Source organism: Streptomyces sp. B3I8, assembly GCF_030816915.1.
In the GTDB taxonomy this organism is placed as follows: Bacteria; Actinomycetota; Actinomycetes; order Streptomycetales; family Streptomycetaceae; genus Streptomyces.
In genome coordinates this window covers 6,407,991-6,419,082 of the sequence record NZ_JAUSYN010000002.1, presented here as the reverse complement: position 1 = coordinate 6,419,082, position 11,092 = coordinate 6,407,991, and the positions used below count along the sequence as shown (strand labels likewise).

Genomic DNA, 11,092 nt, shown 5'->3' with positions numbered 1-11,092 from the left:
CCCGGAGAAAGGACGGGGCCGGCCCGCGCCGGCCCCGTCACAGCGCGGCGCGGCGGGCCGGCCCCGCCCCCCTCACTCGCCTACTCGTCTCCCGGCGTCCCGGTCGGTCCGGGCGGCAGCGGGACCCAGGTGTGCGACCACGCGATGATCGCCGCGATGACCGGTTCCAGATCCTGCCCCTTGGCGGTGAGGCGGTACCGCACCTGCACCGGCGTCTCGGGCACGACGTGACGTTCGATCAGGCCCTCACGCCGCAGCTCGCGGAGGCGCTGCGCCAGCATGGTGTCGCTGAGCCCCGGAATGGCCGCCCTGATCTGCGCGTACCGGCACTGACCGGTGAACAGCGCCCGCAGGATCGCGCCGGTCCAGCGCGCGCCGATCAGCTCGATCGCCGTGTGGAAGCGCACGCAGACCGGGTGGACGTCCACGTCGTCGAGCGCCGGGCCGTCGGTCATGGCGCGGCGGGGGCCCGGAGCGGGCGCAGGGCCTCGGCGAAGCGCACCAGTTCGTCGAGCATCGCCTTCGCGGAGCCGGTCATGACGTCGTTCGGCAGCAGCCGCCGGTCCTCGTCGAGCAGTTGGTGCACGAAGGGGATGGAGACGGCCTCCACCACGGGTGTCATCTTCAGGGTGGTCACCACCTGCTTGATCATCTGCACCGCGCGCGTTCCTCCCGACACGCCGCCGTAGCTGACCAGGCCCACCGGCTTGTACTGCCACTCGCCGTGGAGGTAGTCGAGCGCGTTCTTCAGTTCGGCGTTGTAGCCGTAGTTGTACTCCGGCATGACGAACACGAAGGCGTCGGCCTCGGCGACCTTGGCGCTCCAGTCCCGGGTGTGCTGGTGGGTGTAGCGGCCGAGCCGCGGGTGGTGCGGTTCGTTCATGAAGGGGAGGTTCACCTCTGCGAGGTCCACCACCTCTATCGCGTCGAAGCCGCCGTGCCTCGTGGCCTCCGACTCGATCCAGTGGGCGACACTCGGGCCGACGCGCCCGGGGCGCGTGCTCGCCACGATGATCTCCAGCTTGCTCATGCAGACGTCCGCCTTCCGTATGTGAGGAACGCCTGATGCTACTCATTATCGAGTGACTAAGGAAACCGTAGCAGCGCCTGCCAGTCCACGATCGGGACGGCCGCACCGGCGGCCTCCGCGCCCTGGCAGCGCGCGTGATGCCTTTGGGTGAGGGCGTCGAGGTCGAGAGAGCGGCCGAAGGCCGGGAGGGTCGTCAGTCGCCGGGCATAGGCCCAGACGTGGGGGTGCTCGGTGACGCGGTGAACGGCGGCGGCGTCCAGGTGATGGCGGTGCACGGCGTCCAGTTGGACGAGCGACGCCCACAACTCGACGTCTGCGAGGGTCAGTTGGTCACCGACCGCGTACTCGTGGGAGGCGAGCCGGGCGTCCAGGGAGTCCAGGGTGCGCAGCAGGAGGGCGAGAGCGGCCTCGCGCGCCGCCGGGTCGCCGTCGGAGCGTCCGGCACCCTGGGCGGCCTCGTTGACGCCCTGCTCGCAGAGCCGCTCCACGGCTTCCACGGCCTCCTCGAAGCCCTCGGGACGCAGGTCGGGGCCGTGTCCACCGAAGCTCCGGACCAGGTCACGGAGTATGCCGGGGGCGTGGGTGCTGACGATGGTTCCGGTCCAGTCGTCGCTGAGCACCGGCGCCGCAGCCGGACCGGGATGCTGGTGCGAACTGGCCTCGTACAGCGGGCGGAGCGCCCGGTGACCGCCGTCCGGCGCGTCGGGCAGGGCGGGCAGCAGCGTCACCGGGAGGACGTCGTCGAGGCCGAGCAGGCTGTGCGTGACGGCTATCCGCAGACAGTGCGGACAGGACGGTGACAGGTGGAGGCGGTAGCGCCGGGGCGCGGCGTAGTAGCCGCTGCGCGCGTCACGGCCGATCCTGCCGCGGAGGGACGGCACGACTGTCGGGGATATGGCGGACATACGTCTCCCTGGGGGCTCGGTCACAGGAGGTACGGGCGTGCGGGACGTCCGGGACATCGGGCATGGAGAACGTGCGAGGGCGGTGGGGAAGGCGGAGGCGGGGACGGTGAGGACGGTGGCGCGGGTTGCTTCCCTACTGAATCGATAGGGTTACCGTACTGGAGTTTCTGCCCCCGGCCCGGCCCCGTCAAGTGCGCACACGCCACCCACGCCCGAACGTCTCACCAGGTGAGAAGGGTCGCGGCCCGTGTCGACGTCATGACCGGCGTCACGGTCGCCGCCACATCCCCCGCGCCTCGAGCCTCGGCAGGACGCCCTCGCCGAACCAGTAGGCCTCCTCCAGGTGCGGGTAGCCGGAGAGCACGAACTCCTCGATGCCCAGGGCCGCGTACTCCTCGATGCGCGCGGCCACCTCGGTGTGACTGCCGACCAGCGCCGTGCCCGCTCCGCCGCGCACCAGGCCGATGCCCGCCCAGAGGTTGGGGTGGATCTCCAGCCGGTCGCGGCTGCCGCCGTGCAGTGCGCGCATCCTCCGCTGCCCCTCCGACTCGCTGCGGGCGAGCCCGGCCTGCACCGCCTCGACCGTCGCCGCGTCGAAGCCGGCCAGGAGCCGCTCCGCCTCGGCCCAGGCCTGCTCGGCGGTGTCGCGCGTGATGACGTGCAGCCGGATCCCGAAGCGGACCCGCCGGCCCTCCCGCTCGGCCTGTGACCGCACCCAGGCGATCTTCTCCGCCACGGCGGCGGGCGGCTCGCCCCAGGTGAGGTACACGTCGGCGTGCCGGGCGGCGACCTCCCCCGCGACCGGCGAGGACCCGCCGAAGTACACCTCGGGGAGCGGGTCGGGCACCCGGGTCAGCCGCGCGTCCTCCACATGGAGGTGCCGGCCGCGCGCGGTCACCGTCCGGCCCTCCCACAACTCCCTCACGATGCCGAGGAATTCGCCGGTACGGTGATAGCGGGCGTCCTTGTCGAGGAAGTCGCCGTACGCGCGCTGCTCGTGACTCTCGCCGCCGGTGACGACGTTGAGCAGCAGCCGTCCGCCGGAGTGCCGTTGGAAGGTCGACGCCATCTGCGCGGCGAGTGTCGGGGAGACGAAGCCGGGGCGGAAGGCGACGAGGAACTTCAGCCGCTCGGTGTGTTGGCTGAGCATCGCGGTGGTCAGCCACGCGTCCTCGCACCAGGCCCCCGTCGGGGTGAGCGCACCGGCGAAGCCCAGGTCCTCGGCGGCGCGGGCGATCTGGCTGAGGTAGGCGACGGTCGGCGGCCGGTCGCCCGCGGAGCGTGTGACGGGGGTGCCGTGGCTGCCGCCGACGACATGCCGGCTGTCACCGTTGGTCGGCAGGAACCAGTGGAAGACGAGGGACACGCGGGGCTCCGATCGGGGGGTGGGTGGGGCGCCGACGACCGGCGGCGGCCCGCGCGGGAACGACGATGACGACGACGGCGGCGGCCCGCGTGGAAACGACGACGGTCCGGACGGGAGGACGGTGGCCCGGACGGACCACACGGACTCACACGGGACCGGCCGAACCTCAGCCCGTCGCCGCCAGTGCCGTCGTACGGCCGCCGAGCGCCGCCGAGAACTGGTCCGTGACCCGGGCCAGCCCCTCGGCCGGGCCCGGCGCGAGCATCGCGGTGCCGTCCTCGGCGACGGCTATGTCCTTGTCGAGCGTGAACCAGCCGGGCGTGATGTGGGCGGGGCCCATGGACGCGAGGACCGGGCGCAGGGCGTAGTCGATGGCCAGGACATGGGCGGTGGTGCCCCCGGTGGCCAGCGGGAGGACGGTCTTGCCCGCCAGGGCGTACTGCGGGAGCAGGTCGAGCAGTGACTTCAGCAGCCCTGAGTAGGCGGCCTTGTAGACGGGCGTGCCGATCACCACTCCGTCCGCCTGCTCGAACAGGGCGGTGGCCCGGACGATCGCCGGGTGCGCGAAGTCGGCCAGGAGCAGTGCCTCGGCGGGGAGGGTGCGAACGTCCAGCGGGGTCACCCGGTGTCCCTGGGCGACGAGTCGCCGGTCCAGGTGGCGCAGCAGCCGGGCGGTGCGTGAGGTGGCGGAGGGGCTTCCGGAGACGGACAGGACGATGGCCATGCGGGGACCTCTCGGTTCGTCGTTCTCGGGGTACGGGGCCACGCGGATGTCTGCGGGTCGGGTCGGTCAACGGGTCGGGTCGGGGCGGGTCGGTCAACGGGGCGGGTCGGTCAACGGGTCAGCGCGGTCAGCGGGTGGTGTGGCCCCGTCGGCGCCATTCCTCGGCGAGGAGCGCGTACGAGCGCACCCGGTCGGCGTGGTCGTGGGTGATCGTCGTGATGAGCAGTTCGTCCGCGTCCGTGGCCTCCCGCAGCCGCTCCAGTTCGTCGGCGACCCGGCCGGGCGAGCCGACGAACTGGGTGTCGAGGCGGTCCTGGACGAGGGCCCGGTCCGCGTCGGACCACGGGTGGGCGCGGGCCTCCTCGGGTGTCGGGAACGCGATGGCGCCCTCGGCGGTGCGGATGCTGCGCACCCACAGGCCGTGCCCGGTGGCGAGTTCGCGTGCGGTGGCGTCGTCCTCGGCGACGACGACGTCCGCCGAGACGCTGACGTACGGCTTGTCCAGGAACTCGGACGGCTGGAAGAACGAGCGGTAACCCTCCACCGCCTCCAGGACGGTGGCCGGGCTGACGTGGTAGTTGGCCGCGAACCGCAGCCCCCGGCGGCCGGCGACCGCCGCGCTCTGGCCGCCGCTGCTGCCCAGGATCCAGACCGCCACGTCGGCGCCCTCGCCCGGTACGACGTGGGCCTCGACGCCCTCCGGGGAGCGGTAGGTGCCGGCCAGCAGGGCGAGGAGGTCGTCGATCTGCTCGGCGTAGTCCTGCGGTTCGGCGCCCGGCAGCAGGAGCAGCTCGCGCTGCAGGGCGATGCGGGGCGAGCCGAGCAGGTGCGCGAAGGAGAACCGGGGCGGGATCAGCAGCCCGTTGGGTGCGCGGCCGTCGACGACCGGGGTCGCCGCGGGCAGCGATGCGGCCGGCTCCCCCGGCGGGCGCCCGCCCGAGCGGCCCAGGCCCAGGTCGAAACGGCCCGGGTGCACCGCGTCGAGCAGGCCGAACTCCTCCACGGTGGACAGCGCCGTACGGTGGCCGAGCTGTACGGCCCCCGAGCCGAGCCGGATGGTGGAGGTGGCGGCGGCGGTCAGCGCGAGGACGACGGCGGGCGAGGTGCCGGCGACGCCGGGGTTGAGGTGGTGCTCGGCGAACCAGTAGCGGCCGTAGCCGAGGCGTTCGGCCTGCTGTGCGAGGTCGACGGAGTTGCGCAGCGCGTCGGCGGCCGTCGAGCCCGACGGGATCGGGACCAGGTCGAGGACGCCCAGCGTGAGGTCAGACATGGGTGGACTCCTCTGTGACGGGTGCGGCAGTGGCAGGGAGGACCGGGCCCCAGGTGAACGGCGGGTCGGGGATCTCCCGGCGCAGCACGGGGGCGACGGCGGACTGGAACAGTTCGAGGGAGGCGCGGTGTCGGGCGGGCGGCAGCCCGCCGGCGTCGGCGTGCACATGGAGGACGGTGTGCCCGAGCTGTTCGTGGTACCGGTGCACCTTCTCGACGACCTGCTGCGGGCTGCCGATCAGGGCCGAGCTGCGGGCGACATGGTCCTCCAGGGTCTCGAAGACCACGGGGAGGCCGGACTGCCGGGCGTGGGCCAGGTTGGCCTCGAACACCGGCCGGTAGGCGGCGACGGCCGCCTGCGAGGTCGGGGCCACGAGGATGCCGGCCGTGCCGGCGCCGACCGTGATCCGGGCCGGGTCGTGGCCGTGGTGCTCCCAGCGCTCCCGGTAGTGGCGGACCAGTTCGGCGTAGGGCTCTATCGGATGGGTGACGTTGGCCGAGAACAGCGGCTCACCGTGTCGGGCGGCCAGGTCGACCGACTCCCTGCTGGTGGCACTGCCGTGCCAGATCCGGACCGGCCGCTGGTACGGGCGCGGCCACACCTCGGCGTCGGTGAGCGGCGGGCGGAAACGGGTCGCGGCGGTGACCTTGTCCTGGCGCCAGATCCGCCGGAACACCTCGTAGCTCTCGGCGTTGCGCTCCCACTGGTCCTCGGGCGTGACGTCGAACAGCTCGCGCTGGGCGGCGCCGTTGCCCTTGCCGATGATCAGGTCGAGGCGGCCCTCGGAGAGGTGGTCGAGGGTGGCGTAGTCCTCGTAGGCGCGGACGGGGTCGAGGAGACTGAGGGTGGTGACGGCGGTGAAGAGCCGGATGCGCCCGGTCAGCGCGGCGATGTGGCTGAGGACGACGGTCGGCGAGGAGGAGAGGAAGGGCCGCTCGTGCCGCTCCCCCACGCCGAAGCCGTCGAAGCCGAGTTCCTCGGCGAGCAGCGCGCTGTCGAGCACCTCACGGAAACGGTCGTGGGTGGGGACGAGGACACCGGTCAGCGGGTCCGGGCGGTGCACGATGAGGGTGAGGGCGAGGAACTTCACGACGCCACCCGCCGGGCGTCGCGCTCCGGGTACGCCCGCGACTCGTCGCGCTCCCGGTCCGGATGGTCGAGGCCGAGGTGGTCGCGCAGGGTGGTGCCCTCGTACTCGGTGCGGAACACGCCCCGTTCCTGGAGCAGGGGGACGACCTTGTCGGCGAACTCGTCGAGGCCGCCGGGGGTGAGGTGCGGGACGAGGATGAACCCGTCGCTCGCGTCGGCCTGCACGAACTCGTCGATGGTCCGCGCGACGGTGGCGGGCGAACCCACGAAGCTCTGCCGGTTGCCGGTGTGGATGACCAGGTCACGGATGGACCAGCCGTGCGCGGCGGCGAGTTCACGCCACTCGCGGGCGGTGGCCAGACGGTCACGGTACTCGCGGGTCTGGGCGCGGCCCCGGGCGAGGTGCTCGTCGCCGGTGTCCGGATCGATGTCGGGCAGCGGCCCGTCCGGATCGTACGACGACAGGTCGCGGTTCCAGACGAACTCCAGGTGCCGCAGGGCGGTGGCCCCGCTGACCTGGAGGCGGCGCACCTCGTGGGCCCGTTCCTCCGCCTCGGCGTCGGTGTCGGCGAGCACGAAGGTGGCGGCGGGCAGGATGAGCAACTGGTCGTGCCGGCGGCCGTACTTGGCGAGGCGGGACTTCACGTCGGCGTAGAAGGCCCGCCCGGCGTCCAGTCGGGAGTGCCGGCTGAAGATCGCGTCGGCGCTCGACGCGGCGAACTCGCGGCCATCCTCGGAGTCGCCGGCCTGGAAGATCACCGGCCGGCCCTGTGGGGAGCGCGGCACGTCGAACCGGCCGTGGATGTCGAAGTGCCGGCCGGTGTGCACGAAGGAACCGGCCTTCGCGTCCCGCAGGAACGCGCCGGTGGCCGGGTCCGCGACGATCTCGTCGCCGTGCCAGGAGTCGAAGAGTTCGTGCGCGGTGGCGAGGAACTCCTTGGCGCGGGAGTACCGCTCCTCCTGCGGCAGGAAGCCGCCGCGCCGGAAGTTCTCGCCGGTGAAGGCGTCCCAGGAGGTGACGACGTTCCAGGCGGCGCGGCCGCCCGAGAGGTGGTCGAGGCTGGCGAACTGGCGGGCCACCTCATAGGGCTCGTTGAAGGTGGAGTTGATGGTGCCGGTCAGCCCCAGCCGGTCGGTGACGGCGGCGAGCGCGGCGAGGACGGTGAAGGTGTCCGGGCGGCCCACCACGTCCAAGTCGTAGATCCTGCCGTTGTGTTCGCGCAGCCTGAGTCCCTCCGCGAGGAAGAGGAAGTCGAACTTGGCGCGTTCGGCGGTGCGCGCGAAGTGCGCGAAGGAGGCGAACTCGATGTGGCTGCCGGCCTCCGGGTCGCTCCACACGGTGGTGTTGTTGACGCCGGGGAAGTGGGCGGCGAGATGGACCTGCTTGAGTGGCTCGGTGGTGGCCGAGTGCTCGGTGGTGGTCGGTTGCTCGGTCATGGTGGGTGCGTCCCTCCGGTTCAGGCGGCCGCGTAGCGGTTGGCGGGGCGGGCGAGACCGAGAAGGCCGCGCAGGGTGTCGGCCTCGTAGGCGTGGCGGAAGGCGCCGCGGCGCTGGAGCTCGGGCACCAGGAGCCTGCTGACGGCCGGGAGGTCGTGCCCGGTGACGGCGGGCCGCAGCCGGAAGCCGGTCAGCCCTGCCGACTGCAAGTCCTGCACGAGGTCCGCCAGTTGGGCGGGTGTCCCCGGCGAAGACGCGGGCGTCGGAGGTGTACGGGGTGCCGGCGAGGTCGTCCAGGCGGGCGAGCCGGTCCTCCGCGGCCGCCCGGGTCTCGTCCAGGAGGACCACCAGGTCGCCGAAGATGTGCAGAGACTCGTCCGCGCGCCCGGCTGCCCGCTGTTCGGCGCGGATCTCGGCGACGATCGCGCGCGCCTGGCCGGTGTCGTGCGGGGTGACGTGGCCGACGTCGGCCTGGCGGGCCACCAGCCGGTACGGGACGGTCCGGTGGGCGAGGGCGGTGACGAGTGGCTGGCCCTGGGGCGGGCGCGGGGTGATGGAGGGGCCCTTGACGCTGAAGAAGCGGCCCTCGAAGTCGATGTGGTGCAGCTTGTCCCGGTCGACGAAGCGGCCGGTGGCCACGTCCCGGATCTCGGCGTCGTCCTCCCAGCTGTCCCACAGCCGCCGCACCACCTCGACGTGGTCGGCGGCCTCGTCGAACAGGTCGGTCACGAGGGGCTGGGCGGACAGGTCCGCGGTGAGGTCGGGGCGCGGGACGTGGCGGCGGCCGAAGTGGTCCGCCTCGTCCGGACGGACACTGATCCGCACCCTGAGTCCGGCCCGGCCGCCGCTGACGTGGTCCAGGGTGGCGATCGCCTTGGAGATGTGGAACGGCTCGGTGTGCGTGGCCACCACGGTCGGGACCAGGCCGATGTGTCTGGTCAGCGGGGCGACCCGGGAGGCGATCAGCACGGCGTCGAGACGGCCGCGCACCTGGTCGGTGCGTTCGTCGGGGTCGAGGAGGTGGGAGGACTGGAGGCCGAGGCCGTCCTCGATCGTGACGAAGTCGAGCAGCCCGCGCTCGGCCTCGGCGACCAGGTCGGCCCAGTACCCGGCGGTGAACAACTCCCGGGGGCGGGCGACCCGTTCGCGCCAGGAGGCGGGATGCCAGCCGGTGCCGTCCAGGGCGACGGCGAGGTGAAGGGGGGAGGCGGAGGAGGCGGAGGAGGCGGAGGAGGCGGAGGAGGCGGAGGAGGCGGAGGAGGCGGGTGAGGCGGAGGAGTCGGATGGAGGGGTTGTGGACACGGGGGGCGCCTTCCTGAGGGTCTGTGACGGGTACGGCGGCGGGGAGGGGCGGCGGGCCGGACGGATCAGGGGTGCGCACCCGCGCGAGAGGGCCCGGGCACCGCCGCCGGCGTGCGCACCCGGAGGATCGTGGTGCGGCGGCGCAGGGTGAACCCGAGCGACTCGTACAGCTCGATCGCCCTCGTGTTGCCCGCCGCGGCGTGCAGGAACGGGGTCTCCCCGCGGTCGCGGATGCCCGCCGCGACCGCGCGCACCAGCCGGGTGGCCAGGCCCCGGCCGCGGTGGGCGGGGTCGGTGCAGACCGCGCTGATCTCCGTCCAGCCGGGCACCCGCAGCCGCTCCCCCGCCATGGCGATCAGCCGCCCCCGGTGCCGGATGCCGAGGTAGGTGCCGAGTTCGACGGTGCGGGTGAGGAACGGTCCCGGTGCGGTGCGGCCGATCAGATGCAGGATCTCGGGGACGTCGTCCGGCCCGAGCCGTACGGTCTCCGGGTCCGGCTCGGCGCGCAGGGAGGTGCCGACGAGTTGGACGCCCTCTCCTGCGCCGACGGTCTCCCACCCGGCAGGGACGGTGTCCACTCCCTTGATGTGCAGGAGCTTCGACGGCCCGGCGAGGGTGTGCAGGTCGGCCCAGGCGGCCGGGTCCACGGGTTCGGCGACGGCGGCGAACGCGTAGACGTCGGCCGGATAGCGGGCGGCCCGGCCGACGCGTTCGGCGAAGCGGGCGGCGTGCGGCCCGGTCAGCGCGGCCCAGACAGGGTTGTCCAGGACGTGCGGCGAGGCCGGGACGGCGGGGGCCTCGTCCGCGGGGAGGTCGGTCGTGTGCGCCATGAGTGTGGGGTCCTCACAGGTCTCAGAGGTCGGTGAGAGGCCGGGCCGTACCGGACCGGATCGCGGAAGCTACTTGTTTGTCCTGGGCAGGCCGGGCGGGTTGATCTCGGACTTGGTCACCGCCTCGTCGGACAGCCCCCAGCGGCGCAGCACCCTGGCGTACGTGCCGTTCTCGATCACATGGTTGAGCGCGTCGGCGAGCGGTTTCACCAGCCCGCTGTCCTTCTTGGTGGTGGCCGCGATGAGGCCCTGCAGGGTGGCACCGGCACCGGAGTACGTGCCGGCGATCTCCGACTCGCCGGCCGTGGCGGCGTGGTAGGCGGCGGTGGGGCTGGGGCCGAGGGCGAGATCGATGCGGCCGGAGCGCAGGGCGAGGTAGGTGTCGCTGGGGTTCTGGTAGTACTTGATGCGGACCGGCTCGCGGCCCGCCTTCTCGTCCGCCCTGCTCCACCCGACGAGCAGTTTCTCCTGGTTGGTGCCGCTGCTCACGGCGACCGTCCGGCCCGCCACGTCCTTCGGTCCGGTGACCTTCAGGCCGCTGCCCTTCTTGGCCTCGAAGGCGAGGTTGTCCTCTCGGTAGGAGGCGAAGTCGTACTTCTCCTTGCGCTCCTCGGTGACGGTGATGTTGCTGAAGCCGACGTCGTACTTGGCGCTGTCGAGGCCGACGAAGACGTTCTCCCAGGAGACCGGGTTGAGGTGCGCCTTCAGGCCGAGCACGTCGGCGACCAGGTGCGCGAGGTCGGGTTCGACGCCGATGACGGTCTTGTTGTCGGTGGCGTAGAAGGTGAGCGGTGCGGAGGAGGTGGCGGAGTCGGCGATCTCCAGGGTGCCTCTCTCCCGGATGCGCGCCGGGACCTCGGCGGCCAGGGAGCCGACCTTGCCCGTGGTGATGCGGGCCCGGTCGGAGCTGGTGTCGATCTTCGTCTTCGCGGTGGCACCCGGGAGGGCCGCGGTCTCGGCCGTGCCGCCGTCGTCGGGGTTGCCGCAGGCGGTGAGGGCGAGCGCGGCGGCGAGTCCGAGCGCGGTCGCGGCGGTACGGCGGGTGGGCGAGAGGGGCATGACAGTGCTCCTGGTCGGTGAGCGAGGACGGCGGGAAGCGAAGGCGGCGGGATGGACGGCGGCGGGCCGGGGGGCCTCGA

General features: G+C 72.8%; 10 protein-coding genes and 1 pseudogene. All 11 read right to left on the bottom strand.

The genetic code is table 11. The annotated features are described in order from the left end of the window. Positions 1 to 80: 80 nt before the first annotated feature. The 11 genes and pseudogenes from QFZ64_RS30650 to QFZ64_RS30600 all read right to left on the bottom strand — a co-directional run bounded on the left by QFZ64_RS30650 (position 81) and on the right by QFZ64_RS30600 (position 11,012). Positions 81 to 455 (bottom strand): helix-turn-helix domain-containing protein, encoded by a 375-nt coding sequence (locus QFZ64_RS30650; protein ID WP_307070715.1) that lies wholly within the window; start codon positions 453 to 455, stop codon positions 81 to 83. Next, entirely contained in the window at positions 452 to 1,030 is a 579-nt protein-coding gene (locus QFZ64_RS30645; RefSeq protein WP_307070714.1) for an NADPH-dependent FMN reductase, read from the bottom strand. Before QFZ64_RS30645 ends, QFZ64_RS30650 begins: the two co-directional genes overlap by 4 nt. A 56-nt stretch (positions 1,031 to 1,086) precedes the next feature. Beyond that, a complete protein-coding gene (locus tag QFZ64_RS30640; protein WP_307070713.1) occupies positions 1,087 to 1,935 on the bottom strand; it encodes a glutathione S-transferase C-terminal domain-containing protein in 849 nt (282 codons plus the stop codon). Between the two features lie 268 nt (positions 1,936 to 2,203). Next, positions 2,204 to 3,301 (bottom strand): LLM class flavin-dependent oxidoreductase, encoded by a 1,098-nt coding sequence (locus tag QFZ64_RS30635; protein ID WP_307070712.1) that lies wholly within the window; start codon positions 3,299 to 3,301, stop codon positions 2,204 to 2,206. 166 nt (positions 3,302 to 3,467) lie between these two features. After that, complete coding sequence (ssuE, locus tag QFZ64_RS30630; protein WP_307070711.1) at positions 3,468 to 4,025, bottom strand: NADPH-dependent FMN reductase; 558 nt, start codon at positions 4,023 to 4,025, stop codon at positions 3,468 to 3,470. A gap of 127 nt (positions 4,026 to 4,152) precedes the next feature. Next, the gene (locus QFZ64_RS30625) at positions 4,153 to 5,295 is read right to left on the bottom strand and encodes an LLM class flavin-dependent oxidoreductase (RefSeq protein ID WP_307070710.1); all 1,143 of its coding nucleotides are present in this window, start codon (positions 5,293 to 5,295) and stop codon (positions 4,153 to 4,155) included. Beyond that, positions 5,288 to 6,385, bottom strand: coding sequence for an LLM class flavin-dependent oxidoreductase (locus QFZ64_RS30620; protein ID WP_307070709.1), 1,098 nt, complete (start codon positions 6,383 to 6,385; stop codon positions 5,288 to 5,290). The genes QFZ64_RS30625 and QFZ64_RS30620 overlap by 8 nt, the downstream gene beginning before the upstream one ends. Further along, entirely contained in the window at positions 6,382 to 7,821 is a 1,440-nt protein-coding gene (locus QFZ64_RS30615) for an NtaA/DmoA family FMN-dependent monooxygenase (protein WP_307071923.1), read from the bottom strand. The genes QFZ64_RS30620 and QFZ64_RS30615 overlap by 4 nt, the downstream gene beginning before the upstream one ends. A 20-nt stretch (positions 7,822 to 7,841) precedes the next feature. Next, positions 7,842 to 9,003 (bottom strand): annotated as a pseudogene (locus QFZ64_RS30610) (LLM class flavin-dependent oxidoreductase). Between the two features lie 185 nt (positions 9,004 to 9,188). After that, positions 9,189 to 9,953 (bottom strand): GNAT family N-acetyltransferase, encoded by a 765-nt coding sequence (locus QFZ64_RS30605; protein ID WP_307070708.1) that lies wholly within the window; start codon positions 9,951 to 9,953, stop codon positions 9,189 to 9,191. A gap of 69 nt (positions 9,954 to 10,022) precedes the next feature. Next, a complete protein-coding gene (locus QFZ64_RS30600; protein WP_307070707.1) occupies positions 10,023 to 11,012 on the bottom strand; it encodes an ABC transporter substrate-binding protein in 990 nt (329 codons plus the stop codon). Positions 11,013 to 11,092: the final 80 nt, after the last annotated feature.